Origin of the sequence: Caenimonas koreensis DSM 17982 (genome assembly GCF_009646335.1) — a bacterium.
GTDB lineage: Bacteria > Pseudomonadota > Gammaproteobacteria > Burkholderiales > Burkholderiaceae_C > Ramlibacter > Ramlibacter koreensis.
The window spans coordinates 54,497-71,477 of the sequence record NZ_WJBU01000001.1; the positions used below are offsets into that span (position 1 = coordinate 54,497).

A 16,981-nucleotide genomic window follows, 5' to 3' on the forward strand; every position below is an offset into this window, starting at 1 on the left:
TCAGCCGGCCATCATCCCGAGGCCGGCAAAACGGCTCATCATCTGCTCGCTGCGCACGGGCGGCGGGGTCACGCAGATCAGCGCGAGCTCGTCGTCCTCGTCGAATTCCTCCATCACCATGCAACTGCGAAGCTCGGCATGCACCTCGTCGGCCACCGCCTCGTAGGTCTCCGGCGAAATGGCAACGCTGCCGCTGGCAGCTTTGGCAGCCATCCTGGCCGCGTAGCGCGTCTCGGTCCCGATCAGCGTGCAGGCTTCCATGTGGTCATTGCGGTAAATGCCGATATCGCAGATGCCGGTTCCCATGCCCATGCGCAGGCGCAATTCGCCGGCAGCGCGGTGCAGTTCCAGCGCCATGCGGCAGCAGTCGGCCGGGTCGTCGAAAAACACGACGGCGGCACCATCGAAGAAACGGTCGACCACCCCTGAGTGACGCGTGGCCAGCCACTCGACTTCCGCCACGAAGGCGTCGTGGTCCATGGGTGTCAGCAGGCTGGGCGACACGGGCTCGGCGTACAGCGTGGTCTGTCGCTTCTCCTCGAAGCGGATCTCCTCGATCTCGGCGCCGTGGAACAGGCGTTGCCACACATCGGGCGGAAGCCGGCGAGCGAGCTTTTCCGCCAGCGCTTCGATCTTGCGCGCATGCGCAGCCTGCTTCATGTGGCCCTCGACGCGGCGCACCACGAGTTCGGGATCGATCGGTTTGGTCAGGTAGTCGGCCGCGCCGAGGTTCAGGCCCAGCGTGGCGTCCTGCTGGCTGGCAAGCGCGGTGAGGAAGATGACCGGAATCGTCGCCGTGGGCGTGTGCTGGCGAATGCGGCGCAGCACCTCGTAGCCATCCATGTCCGGCATCATGATGTCGAGCAGCACCATGTCGGGCGGATTGCGCGACATGACGATCGTCAGCGCTTCGCGCCCGCTCGATGCCTGGATCACCTCGAAGCGGTCTTCGAAAAGGCCGTTCATCAGGAACAGGTTGTCCGGCATGTCGTCCACGACGAGAACGCGCGGAATCCTCTTTGCGTTGTAGTGGCGTGCGGTCACGGTGAAGTCCTTTGGTTTGCGATGAACGATCACACCACGCGCACCACGGCGGCATTTAGGCAAAACGAGGAGACGGGTTAGGTGAAATTCTCAAGGTCGCGCGACCTGCGACAATCACCGCCTGCGACCCCGCTGGCTGCTGGGATACGCAGGGGCGCCGCCGGAACCGGATGGGGCCTCTGTCAATGGGCCCGCGAGGCGCCTGCAGCCTGCAGGCAGGCATCGAACGTCTGCTCCTGAACGGGGCGGCGAATCCAAGTTCACTATCAACCCAAGTCACAGGAGTTTTTCCATGGGCAACAAGATCGTTACCGAAGCGGACCGCAAAGCCACGCCCGCTGCCAAGAACACCGCGGCGTACACCGCCCCGCGCAAGGGCCAGGGCCAGAAGGTCAGCCTCGAACGCGGCGTGTCCACACGCTCGAAGAAGAACCCGGGCAAGCGTCCGCACAAGGGCGGCTGAAGCAGCGGCGGCTCTCACGAGCGCCTGCCAGAAACGGGCGGTTGCACACCGCCTGCCTGCTGAGTCATGCCGGGCGGCTAAACTGCCCGGATGCTCAAGCGAACCCTCATCCTCCTTCCTTTCCTTCTGGCCGCGGCCGGCGTTCACGCCCAATCCACGCCCGCCAAGAAGGACCTTGTCACCAAAATCCTCAAGCAACAGCAGCCTGGCATCGAAGGCATGGCGCGCCAGCTGGTCGAACAGCCCATGGGCGAGCTGCTGCTCAATGCCGGCAGCGTGATCCAGACGCGCGTTCCCGCTGACAAGCAGCAGGCCCTGGGCAAAGAGATCCAGGCCGACGTCCAGAAATACATCGCCGAGGCCACGCCTATCGTCCAGGCGCGCGCCGTGGCACTTGCACCCGGCACCGTCGGCACCATGCTCGAAGAAAAATTCACCGAAGACGAACTGCGGCAGGTGCTCGCCATCATGGATTCGCCGGTCTACGCGAAGTACCAGCGCATGGGCGACGAGTTGCAGCGCGCGCTCGCCGAGAAGGTCGTGCTCGACACCCGCCCCACGATCGAGCCGAAGATGCGAGCGCTCGAATTGAGTGTCGGCAAGCGTCTGGGTATCACACCGCCGCCCGCCGGCAATGCGCCTGCCAGGGCTCCTGCCAAGGCGCCCGCCAAGCAGTAAAGCGCCGCGGGCCTGCTCGCCCGCAGCGGTTCAGGTGCGCTGCGCCATCCCGACGCGGTTGCTGAATTCGTGGCACGCCGCCTCGAAGCTGCGGATCTCGAACAGCGTCTCCTGAAGGCTCATCTCACCCTTGTCGAGCAACTTGCCGGTGAGGTGTTCCGTCAGCGGTTTCAAACGCAGCAGGAGCTGCTTGGTCTCGCTGTAGAGACGCTCACTTTGCGCCTCCATGATGCCGCGCGTTTCCTCGTCGAGGTTGCGCGAGGCGCTGCCGCCTTCATTGGACAGCGCGCCGAAATTCAGCCGCGTGCGCCGGTACATGCCCATCTCGCCCACCGCGTGATGCAGCAGCTTCGTCACGCGCGTGATGTCGTTGTGGGCGCCGTTCGTGGTGCCGTCTTCACCGAAGAACAATTCCTCGTTCGCCATGCCGCCCAGGAGCACGCGGACATCGTGCTCGATGTCGGACTTGGTCTTGAGCAAATTCGCGCCCTGCTTGTGGAACACAAAGCCCAGCGCGTTGTTGCGCGGGTTGGCCCTGAGCGAAATCTTGATCGTCTTCATCTCTGACTGCAGCGCGACCCAGTCGCCGCCGGCGCGTTTGCGCTCCAGCTCGAAATCGACCAGGAAGTGACCCCACTCGTGGATCGCGATGATGCGGCGGTCACGGTCGCGCTCCTTGGTCGTGTTGGCGTTGACATTGCCCACCAGCACGCGCTCGGCGGCCTTCATCAAGGTGTCCTCGCCGATCATTGCGCCCACCTGCACCGCCGAAATACCGGCCTGGTTCACGATGGTTTCAAGATCGGCGGGGCTGCGGCCTTCCGTGATTTCCACCAGGTGGCGCCGGTCCATGCCCTGCTCCACCTTGTCGGCGCGCTGCGCGAGGTAGTGGTCAATGATGGCGGCGCGCTCCTGCCGGTTGGGCATGCGGAAATCCACCTTCATCTGGAAGCGGCGCAGCATGGCGTCGTCCATCTGCATCTGCTCGCTGTTGAAGTTGGACGCGACGATCCAGATGATCTCGGCCTCATGCCGGGTGCGCACGCCGTCCAGAATGGCCAGCAGCATGTTCTGCGTGTCGTCATCGAATTTGCGGTGACCGCCGCGCTTCATGAACAGGTCCTGCGCTTCGTCGAGGAACACGATGCAGCGCCTGCGGCGCTTGGCCATCGCCACGATGCGCGACAGTGTGTTCGAGCCGCCGGCGACGAAGCCCGTCTCGAGGTTGGCTGCCGAGTGGAAAAGAATCGGCAGGTTCAGCTCTTTGGCGAGATAGCTCGCGAGTTTTGTCTTGCCCGTGCCTGCAGGGCCGCTGAACATCACGTTGAACGGCTTGCTGATGCCGTACTCGGCATATTCCGCGCGCCGCAGGTATTGGTCCTTGATCTGCGCGACCTCGGCCTTGATGTCGTCCATGCCAACGAGGTCATCGATCGAGCCCTGCACTTGCGAAGGCTCCAGGAATTTCAGCGCCTTGAACTGGCCCTTGAGCTGGAACGCCAGGAAACCGATGAGGCCGACGGTCAGCGTTGCCGACAGCAAGCCGCTCACGCCGGCCTTCCACGCGTCTTTTTCGGACTGCGGCCTCGCCCCCGAGAAGCGCTGGTCGATGCGCTCGAGCACTTCGATCGATCCGCTGTCGAGGTCGGCGCGCGGCACGAAAGCAATCTTGCCGCCCCAGGGCGCCTGCACGGCCTTGTCCGAGAAAATCTTTGTTTCCATGTCGCTCGGGTAGTACGCGTACTGCTTGCCCTTCGACTCAATGAGCACGACCCGCTCGGAGACATTCCACATCAAAGGCTTGTAGATCACCGTGATGCGCTCGACAGGGTTGCCGTCGAGAAAGCTCAGGATGGAACCCGTGCCGAAGGCGATCGGCAATTTGGGATTGATGGCGTATGGGGTGGCGCCGGCCGCCTCATCGGCGGCGGTCATCTGCCTGACCTGCTCGACCACGGCGGCTTGCCGCTGCAACAGTGACGCTGAGTACAACCCCAACGCCGGAATCATGAACGCGGCAAGAACGAGCAGGCTCTTGACCATCATCGACTGAATGGCGAACCAGTCCAGCAGCCGGCTCCAGCCCTTCTTGACGCTGAGCAGCGCGCGGTTGGTGCCACGCGAAGCCGCGCTGGCCTGCGAATCGCTGGATGAGTTTGCCGAAAGATCGGACATGGCTGCGTTTCCTCGTGGGGACGGTGGCAACAGAATGCGCCCGGGTGTCAGAGGCATCCTACAGAAAGCAGTGCAGCCAAGCCAGTGTCGCCCGGGTAAAGCCAGCAACACACAGGGGGCTCGTGATTTTTTACTTGTAGGACAGCTCTGACGCCGGTCATTTGTGTCCGTGAAGGGAACCAGCCCGCACCCGCGCACTCCAACAGGCTGGTCGGGTTTTCTTCAAGTTTCTTCTCCCGGCTCTTCAATCCCTCGGTCCTGAAAAAGCCGGGGGATTTTTTCTGCCGCGTGCGCGGCGTCAACCGCCTGGTTGCGCGCTCAGCCATTTGATGGCCGCGCCCTCGCCGTCGAAGCGGCCGATCTCTGGACACTGCTGGAAAGCACCGGGCTCGTCTGCATCGACGAGATCACGCCTGGCGATGACGCCGATGCGCATGTTGGCGTTCAGCGCGCGGCGCAGCCTGTCGCAGATCTGGAACTTGCCCTGGGCACCGGGCGGCGCGGCAACCCGCCGCAAGTCGATCAGCACATGGTCTTGCCGCACGCGCGTGACTGCCGCCTTGATGAGATAGGCCAGCTTGAGCGCATCGCCGTCACGCCAGCGTCCTTCCACATCGAAGCGGATCAAAGGACCTGTCTGGCGGGAAGCAACGACGAGATTCATCGCCGACCAGAGTGCCACAGCGACATGTTGCAAGTCGCCCGCAAAGCGCATCATTGATTTCGAGGCGCAACTGCACGCACTGCGGATTGCCAACGAAGTCACACAGCGGGCAGTTTCCTGCCCGTACATGGCGTTACCTTCCTTGCGGCAGCGCCTGCAGGATGCTGACGCGATTGCCCTCCGTATCGCGAAAGCTCACGTAGTCGCCAACGCCGGGAATCATCATCGGCTCGCCCAGCACTTCGCCGCCGGCTGCCGTGATTTCCTTCATCTTGGCTCGAACGTCCTTGACGGCGATCACCACCGAAGGGTACTGGTCGGGCCAGTCGTCCTTGCGCTCGAAAAAGCCGCCGTTGATGACGCCCCGGTAGCCGTCCGGGATGGCGTCGGAGACTGCCGTGGTTGCCACGGCGTAGTTGCCCATTTCTGCGCCCAGCATCTGCATGGTCCAGCCAAAGGCTTTTGAATAGAACGCGGCCATCCGGTCGCGATCGCGATAAGGCATTTCAAAGTGAACGACGGGGTCCATGGTTTGCTCCTTTGATCAATGGTGGAACCCGGATTTTCTCCGCCACCAGGCTACCGGGCGCCCAGCCCCAGCGAGCGCGAGATGACTTCCTTCATGATTTCATTCGTGCCGCCATAGATGCGCTGCACACGCGCATCGGCATAGGCGCGGGTGATGGGGTACTCCCACATGTAGCCATAGCCGCCGTGCAATTGCACGCACTCGTCCATCACTTTGCATTGCAGGTCGCTCGTCCAGTACTTCGCCATGCTGGCCGTGGCGGTGTCGAGCTTGTCCTGGCACACGAGCTCCAGGCACTTGTCGAGAAACACCTGCGCGATCTGCACTTCGGTCTGCAGTTCGGCGAGCTTGTAGCGCGTGTTCTGGTACGAGGCCACAGGCTGGCCGAACACCTTGCGGTCCTTCACGTACTGCAGCGTCCAGTCAATCGCGGCCTGCGCCGCGGACACTGCCGTCACGGCGATCTGCATCCGCTCCCATGGCAATTGCTCCATCAGGCAGATGAAGCCACGGTTCTCGAACGCCTCGCCACCCAGCAGGTTGTCGGCCGGCACGACCACGTTGTCAAAGAACAGCTCGGAGGTGTCTTGCGCCTTCAAGCCCAGCTTCTTGAGCCGCTTGCCCTTCTCGAAGCCCTTCATCCCGCGCTCGACCAGCATCAGGCTTGTACCCTTGCCGCCAGCCTGGGGGTTGGTCTTCGCGACGACGATCACGAGGTCGGCATGCCAGCCGTTGGTAATGAACGTTTTGCTGCCGTTGAGCAGGTAGGTGCCATCGGCCTGCTTGATTGCGGTGGTCTTCACCCCTTGCAAGTCGCTGCCCGCGGCGGGCTCGCTCATGGCGATGGCACCCACCATCTCGCCGCTCACAAGCTTGGGCAGCAAGCGCTCCTTTTGCGCCTGTGTGCCGTAGTGAAGGATGTAGGGCGCGACGATTTCGCTGTGCAGGTTGAACCCGACACCCGTGTGGCCGACTCGAGCCAACTCCTCCATCTCGATCACGGAATAGAGTTTGTCCACACCCGCGCCGCCATATTGCTCAGGCAGCGTGGCACACAGAAACCCGTTCTCGCCCGCTTTGCTCCACACGGCGCGATCAACATAGCCCTGCTCTTCCCACGCTTCGTTGTGCGGCATGATTTCCTTGTCGACAAACCGCCGGAAGCTGTCACGGAAGGCCTCGTGCTCGGGGCTGAAAAGAGTGCGTTCAATCATGTGCTTGCTCCTTGCATCGCCTGCCTCACGATGCGCGCGTAGTTGCCAATGAAGATATTGCCCAGTGTTGCTTCGGCGAGGCCGCGCCTGGCCAGGTTGTCTGCCACTTCGCGCATGTCGACGTAGTTCGAGAGGATGGGGCCGGGGCCGGCGCCTTCCATGTCAGTGCCGAATGCGACATGGTCTGGCCCGATCAGGTCGCACATGCGCATCATCTCGTCTGCGAACGAGCGAACATTCGTCACGGTGTAGAGCGGATCGCCGTTAACGCGCACCGTCCACAGGCCCACGGCGCCGCCACGCGCAGCGATCTTCTTCGCTGACGCCAGGGACAGCGACCGTGCGATGTAGCCCGGCGCCTGCCAGCTGCCGCCCTGCATGGAAATCCATGAGTGCGACCAGACCATCGCTGCATCCGACGCATCCAGCGCGCCATCGACAAAGTTCGCCGTGCTGTGCGCGAGATCGACCACGATGCCGCTTCGTTTGCACGCCGCGACGACCTGCGCGCCGACGCTCGTGATCCCGCCGTGCTGCGGCTGCGCCGTCTGGTGATCGCCCAGCGGGCTCTGGATGAAGTGGACCATCTGCATGTGCCGTATGCCCCAGGCGTGCGCTTGCGCCACACGCTCGGGGCGGCCTTCGAGAAAGTTGGCGCCCTCCGTGGCCAGCAGGATGCGCGGATGGCCGGCAACCGCGTTGTCCACATCGGCAGGCGTCAAGGCCAGCTCGATCTTCCAGTCGCGGCGCTGGGCTTCATAGCCGGCGAGCCGCTTCTGGAAGTGCTCCCAGAGCTCACCGGGCTGCGGGTCCTTGAGCTGCTTCAGGCGCCCATCGCTTTGGCCGATCCAGCGGTTGTCGTCGGTGGCTGACCAGGCCAGCAACGTCGTGCCCGTGTCTGACATGTGCCTGGCCAGATCCAGCTTGAAAAGACGCGGCATGAACATGCCGTAGTGCGAATGCATGTCGGCCAGGAACAGGCCCTTGTGTTGTGCGCGAGCGGGCAACGCAGCTGCGGCTGCAAACGCTGCGCCTGCGAGGCCGAATCGTCTGCGGGTCAACGTGATTTTTGTCATGGCATCAGCGAGTGGATGAGACGGCAGGATACGTTGGTATGGATGGGGGAGCCGCAGATTCCAAGGACCATCGCACGCGTCAAACGAACGTATTCATACGCACCACCATGGAATCTCTCTGCGTCGCCGGCATGAAGGCCATTCGCAAAGCCAACGCCGCCATCTTGCGCAAACTCTGGGCGCAATCAGGACGCCAGCCCGGCGAGCCGCTGATGCTGAGCATCAACGGCTGCAACGCCCGCATGCTGAACCTTGTTGATGACCGCTACCTCACTGTTCATGTCAGCCAGCGCCACGCCCTGCTTTGCGGCGCCGCACCCCACCAGACCGAAGACCACCCTGACGGCGTTTACTACACCTTCGACCTGCACGAATTCGTGAAGAACTTGAGCGTCGCCGGCATGCCCATTCTGTAGCGGCGCTTGATTTTCACCAAGCGTTTGCTTGGGGATAACGGTGACTATACTGGCTCCTTCCCCACAGGAGCCAGCGATGACCGAAGCATTCGTTTACGACGCCATCCGCACGCCTCGCGGCAAAGGCAAAAAAGACGGCAGCCTGCATGAAGTCAAGCCCGTCAACCTGCTCGCCGGCGTGCTCACCGAGCTGCAGCGGCGCAACGACTTCGACACCGCGCAAGTCGATGATGTGGTGATGGGCGTGGTCTCGCCCATCGGCGAGCAGGGCTCGGTGATCGCCAAGGTTGCTGCACTGAAGGCGGGTTGGGACGTGAAGTGCGCAGGCGTGCAGCTCAACCGCTTTTGCGCATCGGGACTGGAGGCGGTGAACATGGCCGCCCAGAAGGTGCGCTCCGGCTGGGAAGATCTTGTGGTCGCAGGCGGCGTCGAGAGCATGAGCCGCGTGCCGATCGGCTCCGACGGCGGCGCATGGGCACAAGACCCCGAAACAAATTCAGCGACTTCATTCGTGCCGCAAGGCATTGGCGCCGACCTGATTGCCACGCTCGACGGCTTCACGCGCGAAGACGTCGATGCCTTCGCGATGGAGAGCCAGAAGCGCGCGGCGAAAGCACGCGAAGGCGGCTTCTTTGCAGGCTCGGTCGTGCCGGTGAAAGACTTCCTGGACCAGACCATTCTCGACTTCGACGAATTCATCAAGCCGCACACGACCATGGCGGCACTCGCATCGCTCAAGCCCGCCTTCGACCAGCTCGGCGCGATGGGCTTTGACGACGTCGCCATCAGCCGCTATCCGCAGGTCGAGCGCATCCACCACGTGCATCACGCTGGCAATTCGTCAGGCATTGTTGACGGCGCCGCGGCCATGCTGATCGGCAGCGAGGCCGTCGGCAAAGCGCACAACCTCAAGCCACGTGCGCGCATCGTTGCCGCTGCGCTGTCGGGCGCTGACCCGACAATCATGCTCACCGGCCCGATGCCGGCCGCGCGCAAGGCGCTCGCGAAGGCGGGCATGACCATTGACCAGATCGACCTGTTCGAAGTCAACGAAGCCTTCGCAGCCGTGCCCATGCGCTTCATGAAGGAGATGGGCGTCTCGCACGAGATCGTGAACGTCAACGGCGGTGCGATCGCCATGGGCCATCCGCTCGGCGCAACCGGCGCGATGATTCTCAACACACTGATCGACGAGCTGCACCGCCGCAAGCTGCGCTTTGGCCTGGCGACGCTGTGCGTCGGCGGCGGCATGGGCATCGCGACGATCGTCGAACGCATCTGAGCCGCGCGCCCATGAAAACCATCCAGTACGAACTCGCCGACGGCATCGCCACCCTCACCTTCGACGAGGAAGGCTCGCCCGTCAACACAATGTGCCTGCAATGGCAGCAAGACCTGGCAGACGTCACGGCCCAGGTCGTGAAAGATAAAGAATCGATTCGCGGCATCGTCCTCGCTTCGGCAAAGTCAACGTTCTTTGCCGGCGCTGACCTCAAAGGCACGATGCGCCTGCAGCCGTCCGACGCGCCGCGCGTGTTCGAGGAAATCGAGCGCATGAAGAAGTGCTTTCGCACGCTCGAAACACTGGGCAGGCCGGTGGTGAGTTGCCTGAACGGCGCGGCCCTGGGCGGCGGCTGGGAAGTGGCGCTGATTGCGCACTACCGCATTGCCATCGACAACCCGAAGATCCAGTTCGGCCTGCCCGAAGTCACGCTGGGCCTCATTCCCGGTGCGACGGGCGTGACCAAGATGACGCGCCTGCTCGGCCTGATGGGCGCACAGCCCTACATCATGGAAAGCAAACTGTTCTCGCCGCGTGAGGCGCTGGAGCTTGGCCTCGTGCACGAGCTCGTGCCTGATGCCGCATCACTGCGCCCTGCCGCCCTGGCCTTCATCGCGCGCCACGACGGCGTCTCGCCGATCGCCCAGCCGTGGGACGACAAGAACTACAAGATGCCCGGCGGCACGCCAAGCAACCCCAAGATCGCTGGCATGCTGAGCGTCGCGCCCGCCGTGTTGCGGCAAAAGACGCGTGGCCGTTATCCGGCGCCTGAATACGCGCTCGCCACGATGGTCGAAGGCGCGCAGGTGGACTACGACACGGCGCTGCGCATCGAGTCGCGGTACCTCGCCCGGCTGATCACCTCACCCGTCGCGAAGAACATGATCAACACGTTCTTCTTCGACATGAACGCGATCAAATCGGGGCAGTCTCGCCCTGCCGTGGCAGAGCGCTACAAGCCGAAAAAGGTCGGCATTCTTGGCGCAGGGATGATGGGCGCCGGCATTGCGTACCAGCAAGCCAGCCGCGGCATCGAGACGGTGCTGCGCGACGTGACGCAAGACAAGGCCGACGCGGGCAAGGCCTACAGCGTGAAGATCACACAGCCGCGCGTGGACAAGGGGCGCATGAGCCCGCACGACCAGGCTGCTCTGCTGGACAAGATCACTGCGACCGCCGCACTGGAGCCGCTGCAAGGCTGCGACCTGATCATCGAAGCCGTGTTCGAGAATCGCGAGCTCAAGGCCAAGGTCACGCAGGAAACCGAAGCCCTGCTCGCGCCCGGCGGCTTCTTCGCGAGCAACACCTCGACGCTGCCAATCACGGGCCTGGCAAAGGCCAGCGCGAACCCGGCGAAATTTGTCGGCATCCATTTCTTCAGCCCCGTCGACAAGATGAAGCTGGTCGAAATCATCCGCGGCAAGCAGACCGACGACCAGACGGTGGCGCGTGCATTCGACTATGTGCAGGCCATCGGAAAGATCCCGATCGTCGTGAATGACTCGCGCGGCTTCTTCACTTCACGCGTGTTTGGCACTTTCGTCATGGAAGGCGCTGCGATGGTGGGCGAAGGCATTCCGGCAGCAGTCATCGAACAGGCGGGCATGCAGGCAGGCATGCCGGTGGGGCCGCTGGCGGTGATGGATGAAACGGCGCTGTCGCTCTCAGTTCACGTGCTCGACCAGACGCGTGCCGATTTTCGTGCCGAGGGTGGCACGTACATCGCATCGCCGGGCGAGCTGCTGGTGGAGCGCCTCGTCAAAGAGTACGACCGCAACGGCCGCGCAGCAGGCGGCGGCTTCTACGAGTACCCGCAGGAAAAGGGCGCGAAGAAATTCCTGTGGCCCGAGTTGAAGAGCCTGTTTGAAAAGCCCGGCGTGCCATGGTCCATGCCCGACCTGATTGATCGCCTGCTGTACAGGCAATCGGTGGAGACGGCGCGCTGTCTTTCGGAAAACGTGCTGACCAGCGTGCACGACGCCAACATCGGCTCGATTTTCGGCATCGGTTTTCCGGCGTGGGCCGGCGGCGCGATGCAGTTCATTTACGGCACGGGCATTGACGCCTTCTTCGCGCGTGCTGCGCAGCTTGCCGACACGTATGGACCGGGCTTTGTGCTGACGCAGAAAGTCAAGGACGCCATTCGCTCGCACGAGCCGCGGTATTGAACACGGCGCGCCCTGCCGGCGAATACGGCGCGCCCTGCTTGCCAGGGCCGCCCTGCTGCACAGGACTACTGCCCGATGTTCTTCAGGGCCGACTCACAGCAGGCCGTGAAAATCCGCGACGCATGGCGCAGCGTTGACAAGTCTGCCGGTGAATATTCCATGCGCAGGTAGCCCTTGCCGCGCAGCAGCAAGACCATGAACGGCACCTCGGCAGACGGCGCTGGCGCGGGCCATGCCACCATCAGCTCGGCGAGTTTGTCGTCCACCCACGCCACCGCGTTTTCGCGCCTGTCGGTCAACACGGCAAACCGGTCCCAGAAGGCTTCACTCGGGCCTTCCCAGCCGACTTCTTCGAACATGGCGAGCCAGCGCATCTCTTCCGGCAAGCTGGCATCGACAGAGGTTTGCATCTGGTCGGTGTAGATCGAATAGGCCTTTTTCTCCAGCGCCTCTTTCAGCGGCCGGTTCATCACGAGCACGGCGACCTCGTCGCGCACGTTCAACTCCGCGCGTGCGCGCAACTCTTCGCCCAGGATGTAGTTGCGAGTGGGGCGGCCCAGCTGCATGCGCCAGGCCTTGCCGCCGACGCGGCCCTCAAGGCCGATTTCCTCGCCGGTGCGGCTGACCGAAAAGGCAAAGCCCTGCGTCGCGGCCCATTCCGATACGGGACCGTGTGCGAGCTGGGACGGTGACTGTCCATCGGCGCCCTGCGCGTCTTTTGCGCCCTTGCCGAAGGCCTTCTTGATGCGGTCAAACATGCTTTTGACTATTCCCCTAAAGTCGGATTATCAATGGAAACTTCTCTGGAAAGCGCAATGATCGACGTCTATTCCTGGGCCACGCCCAACGGCCACAAAGTGCACATCATGCTGGAAGAGTGCGGTCTGCCCTACCGTGCGATCGCGGTCGATATTGGTGCTGGCGACCAGTTCAAACCTGACTTCCTGAAGATCAGCCCCAACAACAAGATACCGGCCATCGTTGACCCGCAGGGCCCGGACGGCAAGCCCATCTCGATCTTCGAATCCGGCGCGATCCTGATCTACCTCGCCGCCAAGACAGGACGCTTCCTGCCGAAGACCGATCGCGAAAAATATGCCGTGCTTGAATGGCTGATGTTCCAGATGGGCGGCGTAGGCCCCATGCTCGGCCAGAACCACCACTTCCGTGCGTACGCGCCCGAAAAGATCGACTACGCGATCAACCGCTACACCAACGAAGCCAAGCGCATCTATGGCGTGATCGACAGGCGCCTTGCCCAAAGCAAGTGGCTGGGCGGCAAAGCCTATTCCATTGCCGACATCGCCACGTTTCCGTGGCTGCGCAGCTATGAAAGGCAAGGCATCGTCCTGTCGGACTACCCCAGGCTCGAGGCCTGGTTCCACAAAATGGAAGAACGCCCCGCGGTGAAACGAGGCGTTGCGGTACTGGCCAGCCAGCGCAAGCCCATCACGGATGAGAAGGCGCGCGAAATGCTTTTCGGCGCCACGCAATACCAGCAGCGCTAGGCGGCACCGCCTGCGCGCTCAGAACTCGGCAGGGTTCAGTACCAGGATCGAGCCCGTGAAGCCGGCCGCAGTGAGGTCGGCCGTGTTTTGCGGCAGCAAAGCCGCGAAGGCGAACAAGTCACCTATCGTGGGGAAGGTGCTGCCGATGAAACTCTCGACATAGGAAATGATTCCTGCGTCGGCCGGCGCACCGAAGATGTTCTGGTACAGCGAGCCGATGATGGTCTCTTGCGAGGCACCGGGCACGAACGCGGCCAGCATCTGCGTGGCGACATTGCCCAGCGTTCCACCGCCAGCTGCCACGTCGTCCGTCACCTTGATCCAGTGGCTGAGCGGGTCGAGCGCGTACGTCAGGTTCGGCAGCGAGAGCGGCACCGTGAACGTCGTGTTCAGCAGTGCGTCCAGCAACGCGACCGCGCCGTAGGCATCGCCGCCAGGGCTCGTATCCGTTGCCACGAGATAGCCATAAGCCGACAGGTCGACGCGTTCGACATTGATCAGCTGGCTCGAATTGCCACCGACGCCATTGAGATTGAGCGTCGCGCCGTTCCAGCTGTAGGAGTTCAGCGCATAGGCAATTTCAACTTCGTCGAGACCGGCGCCGCCATCGACCACGTCCTGCCCGCTGATGAGCTTGATGAGGTTCCTGAGCGCGCTGCCCAGATAGGTCTGGTTGCCACCGGTATCGAGCACCTCCTGCGAGTCTTCGACTTCGACTTGCTGCGACAGGCCAAACCCCTGGTAGTTCACGGCCTGGAGTCCGGAGACGAAGATCGCGGAGTCGTAGAACGAGTCGCCGGTGTCGGCAATGGCGATCTTGATCAGGTTGTCGCCCATGTGCAGCGGCGCCGTCACTTGCAGCGGGATCGACACGCCGTCGTATTCGATCGGCACCTGCCCGCTGTTGGTGATGAAGTTGCCGGCATTCAGGTTCGCCTGCACCACGCTCAGCGGCGTGAGCGGGTTGTTGTTGAACAGGGCGTAGTTGACGCCGTTGACGTACACGCCGGCGACATCAACGAACGAGGTGTTGGAGAACTCGGGAAACTCGTCGGACGCAAACACCACGTCAAAGCGCAGGCCGGTGGCGTTGGGGTCGGTCACGTTGATGTGGAACTGCAGGTAGGTCAGATCCTGCAGCGACCCCGCGCCCGAGAATGCGGCATTGATCGTGGCCTGCAAGTCAGCATCTGCCTGGTCAGCGCCGGTGTCGTTGCCATAGAAGGTGGACGAGTTCGATCCGGGGGGCGTCGGGTCACCCGTGGTCAGAAGCAAGCCCGCGCCGATGCCCAGCTGGCTGATGCTCCCGCTGTAGAAGGCGATCGTGCTTGGGTCACCGCTGAGAAAACCAGTGTCAGGGTCGATCGGCACACCGGTGCGCGTGGTGATGGAGCCGCCCACCAGGCTCGCTCCAGGAGAGCCATTGAAGATCGCATGGACGAGGCTCGTGAGCGAGTCGTTTGCCGGGTCAAAAGTTGTGAACGCCATCTCTCACTCCGCTAAATGAAGCGCTCATCATCGCGCGAGACACCACCGGACACAAGTCAGCCACAACTGCTACATGTGATCAATTTGGGAATGTTGTCGGGGCGGGCCCGTGCCCCGCGCAACAATGGTTTGAATTTGATGGCCTGCCCGGAGGGAATCGAACCCCCGACAACCGGCTTAGAAGGCCGGTGCTCTATCCAGCTGAGCTACGGGCAGAGAGAGGGCGATTTGCCTCAAAGATGAATGGTCGGAGCGATAGGATTCGAACCTACGACCCTCTGGTCCCAAACCAGATGCGCTACCAGACTGCGCTACGCTCCGACTGCGCCATTCTAACGGGCGAAGCGAGCCGCCCACCTACACTTGTGTTCATGCTGCAGCTTCTCTTTCGTGCCGCCGCCTGCCTGGTCTTGCCGCTGGCCGTGCTGTTATGTGCCCAATGGCCGCTGCGCGACGCCATCCAGGCCTTCTCGCGCGAGGCGAATGACCTCGCCCAAATCCTCTTTGCGGTTTACATGGCGGTGGCGGTCACCGCTGCCAGCCAGAGCGACGCCCACCTGGCTGCCGCGCACTCGCCGGCCTCGGCCCGGGCGCCGTGGCGGCGCTGGGCCATCGCTGCATGCGTGGTGCCGTGGGCCCTGTTTGTGTTGTGGACGTCGGGGCCGCAGGTCTGGCGCTCCGTCGCCCAGCTCGAACACTTCGGCGAGACGCTCAACCCCGGCTTCTTCATCATCAAGCTGTCGCTGGCTGTGATGCTGGGGCTGGTTGTCGCGCACGCCATTGCGCCCACAAAGCCTGCGACCGTGCATTCATGAACAGCGCCGGCCTGTGGATGCTGCTGGTGCTCGCGGTGGCCATCGTCACGACGGGGCTGCCCGTGTGGGCGCTGCTGATCGGCGTCGCATCGCTGTTCTCGGCGATCGGGCTCGTCATGGGGACGTTCGACGTCGCCATCCTCGCCGCGCTGGGCGGTCGCATCGTGAACCTGCTGGAGCACGACCTGTTGCAGGCGATGCCGCTTTACGTCTTCATCGGTGTGCTGCTGCAGCGCGTGGCCGTGGCTGACGCGCTGTTTGAATCGGCAGCGCGGCTGTTCCGCCGCACGGGCGCAGGCGAGCCGCTCGCGGCGCTGGCGGTGGGCGCCCTAATCGCGCCGATGAATGGCTCGGTCGCGTCCAGCTCCGCACTGCTGGCCCGCCTGGTCGCGCCGCGCCTGCACAGGCTGGCCGCGCCGAACGCATTGAGCCTGGTGAGCGTGGCCGCGACGATAGGCGTTGTCGTGCCGCCTTCACTCGTGTTGCTGCTTCTGGGAGACGCGATGCTTCGCGCCCACACCGAGGCGAGCAACCTGCCCGGCTATGTGGCGGGTGAGCGCATCCTGAACACGCAAGACGTATTGCTGTGTGCCCTGCTGCCTGCGCTGGCGATCCTGCTGGCGTGGGCCGTGGTCGTCTGGCGCAAGGACAGGCTCGTTGCCAATGCATCCGCCGACCTGCCTTTGCCCCGCTCGCACGTGTGGCTTGCCGCAGCGACAACCGCGATCATCGTGGCGCTGCTGGGCAGCGTCTTCAGTGGCCGCATGTTCGCGGTGGAGGCTGCCGCCACCGGTGCGTGCTTGCTGGTGATTGCCACACTGGTCACGCGCAAGCTCGATGCAGCGCAATGGCAGTCCGTCCTGTTCGACACGCTCGCCTTGAGCGGTGCCTTGTTTGCGCTGCTGGTGGGTGCGACGACCTTCAGCCTGGTCTTGCGGATATTCGGCACGGACCGCTGGCTGGCCGACATGATCCTCGCGTCGCCCCTGCCGCCGATGGCCACAGCGGGGCTGGTCTTGCTCAGCGTCGCACTCTGCGCGTGGGTGCTCGACGCCTTCGAGATGATCTTCGTCGTCATTCCCATCGTCGCGCCGCTGTTGATCATGCAGCTCGGCGATGCGCGGCAGGCCGCAGTGCTTTTGCTGCTTGTGCTGCAGATGAGCTTTCTGCTGCCGCCTATGGGTTACGCGATCTTGATGGCCCGAGCGACGTCGCACCTGCCGAGCGTGGGCAACCGCGATCTGCTGCGTTCACTGGCACCGTTTGTTGCCGTGCAATTGATCGCCATCGTCACGGTGTTCGCTGCGCCACAAGTCGTGCACATGCTCGACAGGCCCAATGCACGCCTGGCCGCCGACAGGCCCGCCGGCACGCAAGCGCCAAGCGACGCAGATATCGTGAAGCAGATGGAAGAGATGGCCCAGCAGCCCGAGCCATCCGAAGACGCGCCCAGGAAGTGAC

Annotated in this window: 16 protein-coding genes and 2 tRNA genes; 8 read left to right on the top strand and 10 right to left on the bottom strand. The window is 63.2% G+C overall.

The window, feature by feature from the left end:
• Positions 1-996 (bottom strand): response regulator, encoded by a 996-nt coding sequence (locus tag GHT07_RS00220; RefSeq protein ID WP_153583044.1) that lies wholly within the window; start codon positions 994-996, stop codon positions 1-3.
• 340 nt (positions 997-1,336) lie between these two features.
• On the opposite strand from GHT07_RS00220, the gene GHT07_RS21240 reads away from it, so the two are divergent.
• Positions 1,337-1,507 (top strand): hypothetical protein, encoded by a 171-nt coding sequence (locus GHT07_RS21240; RefSeq protein ID WP_194792771.1) that lies wholly within the window; start codon positions 1,337-1,339, stop codon positions 1,505-1,507.
• A 90-nt stretch (positions 1,508-1,597) separates the two neighbouring features.
• On the top strand, positions 1,598-2,185 hold the full coding sequence (locus tag GHT07_RS00225) for a DUF2059 domain-containing protein (protein WP_153583045.1): 588 nt from the start codon (positions 1,598-1,600) through the stop codon (positions 2,183-2,185).
• Between the two features lie 30 nt (positions 2,186-2,215).
• Here the strand turns inward: GHT07_RS00225 and GHT07_RS00230 are convergent, their stop codons facing one another.
• The 5 genes from GHT07_RS00230 to GHT07_RS00250 all read right to left on the bottom strand — a co-directional run bounded on the left by GHT07_RS00230 (position 2,216) and on the right by GHT07_RS00250 (position 7,828).
• The gene (locus GHT07_RS00230) at positions 2,216-4,360 is read right to left on the bottom strand and encodes an AAA family ATPase (protein ID WP_153583046.1); all 2,145 of its coding nucleotides are present in this window, start codon (positions 4,358-4,360) and stop codon (positions 2,216-2,218) included.
• A 298-nt stretch (positions 4,361-4,658) separates the two neighbouring features.
• Positions 4,659-5,042 (bottom strand): hypothetical protein, encoded by a 384-nt coding sequence (locus GHT07_RS00235; RefSeq protein WP_153583047.1) that lies wholly within the window; start codon positions 5,040-5,042, stop codon positions 4,659-4,661.
• A gap of 115 nt (positions 5,043-5,157) precedes the next feature.
• Entirely contained in the window at positions 5,158-5,553 is a 396-nt protein-coding gene (locus tag GHT07_RS00240; RefSeq protein ID WP_153583048.1) for a VOC family protein, read from the bottom strand.
• A gap of 50 nt (positions 5,554-5,603) precedes the next feature.
• The gene (locus tag GHT07_RS00245) at positions 5,604-6,767 is read right to left on the bottom strand and encodes an acyl-CoA dehydrogenase family protein (protein WP_153583049.1); all 1,164 of its coding nucleotides are present in this window, start codon (positions 6,765-6,767) and stop codon (positions 5,604-5,606) included.
• Positions 6,764-7,828, bottom strand: coding sequence for a dipeptidase (locus GHT07_RS00250; RefSeq protein WP_194792772.1), 1,065 nt, complete (start codon positions 7,826-7,828; stop codon positions 6,764-6,766). The genes GHT07_RS00245 and GHT07_RS00250 overlap by 4 nt, the downstream gene beginning before the upstream one ends.
• A gap of 122 nt (positions 7,829-7,950) precedes the next feature.
• Here GHT07_RS00250 and GHT07_RS00255 point away from each other — a divergent pair, with 122 nt between their 5' ends.
• The 3 genes from GHT07_RS00255 to GHT07_RS00265 all read left to right on the top strand — a co-directional run bounded on the left by GHT07_RS00255 (position 7,951) and on the right by GHT07_RS00265 (position 11,709).
• Complete coding sequence (locus GHT07_RS00255; RefSeq protein ID WP_153583051.1) at positions 7,951-8,259, top strand: hypothetical protein; 309 nt, start codon at positions 7,951-7,953, stop codon at positions 8,257-8,259.
• A gap of 76 nt (positions 8,260-8,335) precedes the next feature.
• Positions 8,336-9,541 (top strand): acetyl-CoA C-acetyltransferase, encoded by a 1,206-nt coding sequence (locus GHT07_RS00260; protein ID WP_153583052.1) that lies wholly within the window; start codon positions 8,336-8,338, stop codon positions 9,539-9,541.
• Positions 9,542-9,552: 11 nt separating this feature from the next.
• Positions 9,553-11,709: a 3-hydroxyacyl-CoA dehydrogenase NAD-binding domain-containing protein gene (locus GHT07_RS00265; protein WP_153583053.1), complete on the top strand. Its 2,157-nt coding sequence runs from the start codon at positions 9,553-9,555 to the stop codon at positions 11,707-11,709.
• 65 nt (positions 11,710-11,774) lie between these two features.
• Here the strand turns inward: GHT07_RS00265 and GHT07_RS00270 are convergent, their stop codons facing one another.
• Positions 11,775-12,467 carry a hypothetical protein gene (locus tag GHT07_RS00270; protein WP_194792773.1) on the bottom strand — a complete coding sequence of 231 codons (693 nt, stop codon included), beginning with the start codon at positions 12,465-12,467 and terminating at the stop codon, positions 11,775-11,777.
• A gap of 57 nt (positions 12,468-12,524) precedes the next feature.
• Here GHT07_RS00270 and GHT07_RS00275 point away from each other — a divergent pair, with 57 nt between their 5' ends.
• Entirely contained in the window at positions 12,525-13,217 is a 693-nt protein-coding gene (locus GHT07_RS00275; RefSeq protein WP_153583361.1) for a glutathione binding-like protein, read from the top strand.
• A gap of 18 nt (positions 13,218-13,235) precedes the next feature.
• Here GHT07_RS00275 and GHT07_RS00280 read toward each other — a convergent pair whose 3' ends face one another.
• The 3 genes from GHT07_RS00280 to GHT07_RS00290 all read right to left on the bottom strand — a co-directional run bounded on the left by GHT07_RS00280 (position 13,236) and on the right by GHT07_RS00290 (position 15,026).
• On the bottom strand, positions 13,236-14,705 hold the full coding sequence (locus tag GHT07_RS00280; protein ID WP_153583054.1) for a choice-of-anchor L domain-containing protein: 1,470 nt from the start codon (positions 14,703-14,705) through the stop codon (positions 13,236-13,238).
• A gap of 139 nt (positions 14,706-14,844) precedes the next feature.
• Positions 14,845-14,921: transfer RNA gene (locus tag GHT07_RS00285), tRNA-Arg, on the bottom strand.
• 28 nt (positions 14,922-14,949) lie between these two features.
• Positions 14,950-15,026, bottom strand: a tRNA-Pro gene (locus GHT07_RS00290).
• A 50-nt stretch (positions 15,027-15,076) separates the two neighbouring features.
• Here GHT07_RS00290 and GHT07_RS21245 point away from each other — a divergent pair.
• Both GHT07_RS21245 and GHT07_RS00295 read left to right on the top strand, forming a co-directional pair.
• Positions 15,077-15,520 (top strand): hypothetical protein, encoded by a 444-nt coding sequence (locus GHT07_RS21245; RefSeq protein WP_194792774.1) that lies wholly within the window; start codon positions 15,077-15,079, stop codon positions 15,518-15,520.
• The gene (locus tag GHT07_RS00295; protein WP_194792775.1) at positions 15,517-16,980 is read left to right on the top strand and encodes a TRAP transporter large permease subunit; all 1,464 of its coding nucleotides are present in this window, start codon (positions 15,517-15,519) and stop codon (positions 16,978-16,980) included. The genes GHT07_RS21245 and GHT07_RS00295 overlap by 4 nt, the downstream gene beginning before the upstream one ends.
• The last annotated feature ends 1 nt before the right edge of the window (position 16,981 follow it).